Source organism: Sphingomonas mucosissima (genome assembly GCF_002197665.1).
In the GTDB taxonomy this organism is placed as follows: domain Bacteria; phylum Pseudomonadota; class Alphaproteobacteria; order Sphingomonadales; family Sphingomonadaceae; genus Sphingomonas; species Sphingomonas mucosissima.
Map to the genome: position 1 here is coordinate 1 of NZ_NBBJ01000013.1, position 1,996 is coordinate 1,996.

Here is a 1,996-nt window from a genome sequence, read left to right on the forward strand (position 1 = left end):
GATAGCCCCAGGTCGTGCAGACCGAATAATCGGCACCAGGCTCGTCGCTGAGCCCGGTATCCCAGCTCTGCACGATGCGGTAGAAGTCCTCGCGTTCGAACTCTTCATCGTAGTTCTCGAACCATTCAAGCCGAATGAGATTGCCTTCGGGCGCTACCGGGTTCTGCTGAAACTGGGCCGAAAACACCTGGGCGCCCATGCTGCGCCGGTCGGCTTCGAGCTTTTCGCGCGTGACGCCAGGGCGGTCGAGCAGATCACCGACCTTGCGCTGGTGGCGGCGCTTGGGTCCCAGCGGAATGACCTCGTCGCGCTCGGCAATGGCTGGCAGCGAGAGATGGCGATAGCCGCTCTCGAGCAGCATCGCCGGCAGGTCATATTCGTGCAGCCGCTGCGAGATCGAGATGATGGCACCGCCGCCAGGGCTGTTGAGGCGGGTTGCGAGCGTGCCGGCGAACCATGCCCGTGCTTCCTCGAGCTTGGCTTCGCTACGCGCGTCATCGGCCTTGAGGCAATCGTCGACGATGATGACGTCGGCACCGTGGCCGGTCACCGAGCCGCCGACCGACACTGCCTTGCGCCCACCGCCGCGCGTTGTGACGGTCTCGAGCATGCGGTTGCCATCGTCGGCGATCTGCGCCGCGGGAAACATGGCGCGAAACCAGGCGGACTGCATGATCGCGCGCGACTGTGTCGCATGGAGGCGTGCGAGATCCTGGCTGTAGGTCGCCACCATGATGCGGCGCGTGGGATCACGCCCAAGAAGAAACGCCGGCAGCGCCACCGACGCGGCTACCGACTTCAGATGGCGCGGCGGTACGGTGATGACGAGCCGGGCGCCATCTTCGGCACTTGCTTCGACCAGCGCATGGCAGATCGCTTCAAGATACCAGGCAAGCTCCAACGGCTGCGCGCCGGCATGCAGCTCCTTGAACACGCGCATCAGGAAGAGCGAGAAGTTTTGGCGCATCATGGCAGTAAGGGCTGCCTCGGCGGGAAGAGCGCTCATCACTCGTCCTCCTCTTCACGCGCCGTGCGCCGATACGCTGCGAGAATGGCCTTGTCGTGCGCATCCATATCAGCGGCCGATACACTTTCTACCGGCGCTGCCACCGCGATGGGCTCGTCAGGCACACATTGCGCATACAGCTTTAGCGACTTGTCGATGGCGCGCATGTCCCCCGAGAAGCTCTTCTCCACTGTCTTGTGGACGATGGCTTCCATCTTGGACATGCGCTCCGAACCGCTCGCGCTGCGCACGGTCACCTTCTTCGTGTAGATGTTGCGCACGATGGTGTTCAGGCCCTTGGCGCCTTTTGGGCGCCCCTTTTTGTTGCCGGACTGGCCTTTCTTGAACTGCGAGTGCTTGGGCGGCTTCTTGTAGCCCACGCGGTAGGGCTCGGGCTCATCAGCGGCCGCTGATGTGATGCCCGGCCGTGGGGGCGGCGGCAGCGGCGGTGCCGCTGCTTCTGCCTCCATTGCTGGTTCAGGCAGGATGATGGGTTCGCTTGTCCCAAGCAGCGCCGGAGCAGCACGGCGTACGCGGGTGCGCGTAATTACATCGGGGCGGATGGTCGGCGTGGTGCTGGGCAAATGTGGAGCAGTCATTCGGGGTGCTTTCGAAGAGGCGCTGAAACGCGGACGCTGGGCACTTATCCGGGGGAATTTGTTCTAGACGCTTAACGAGGGGCAGATATTAACCCTTCCGAATGCGACTGCCCGAATCGCGCGTGGGCTACCTCCGCAAACGTCTCGCCACTGGCCTCGAGAACAGCCTTGCGGCCGGTCATCTTTTCCCAGCGCCGGATCGCGACATCGATGTAGCGTGGCTCGATCTCGACGGCGTAGCCGACGCGCTTGGTGCGCTCGCAGGCGAGAATGGTGCTGCCGGATCCTGAGAAAGCGTCGAGCACGATCTCGCCCTGACGCGTGACGTCGCGAATGGCTTCGGCGAGAAGCTGAGTTGGCTTGACGGTGGGATGGTCGGCAAGGTCGCTGT

General features: G+C 63.5%; 3 protein-coding genes. All 3 read right to left on the reverse strand.

Annotation, left to right across the window (positions count from 1 at the left end; all coding sequences use genetic code 11):
• Positions 1-1,006, reverse strand: a 1,006-nt coding sequence (locus tag SPMU_RS16545) for a hypothetical protein (protein ID WP_088335480.1), incomplete at its 3' end; no start/stop codon positions are given.
• Positions 1,006-1,605, reverse strand: a complete 600-nt coding sequence (locus SPMU_RS16550) for a DUF5681 domain-containing protein (RefSeq protein ID WP_169715767.1) — start codon at positions 1,603-1,605, stop codon at positions 1,006-1,008. The genes SPMU_RS16545 and SPMU_RS16550, both read right to left, overlap by 1 nt.
• Positions 1,606-1,676: 71 nt before the next feature.
• On the reverse strand, positions 1,677-1,996 hold a 320-nt coding region (locus SPMU_RS16555; protein WP_140418513.1), incomplete at its 5' end, for a DNA methyltransferase.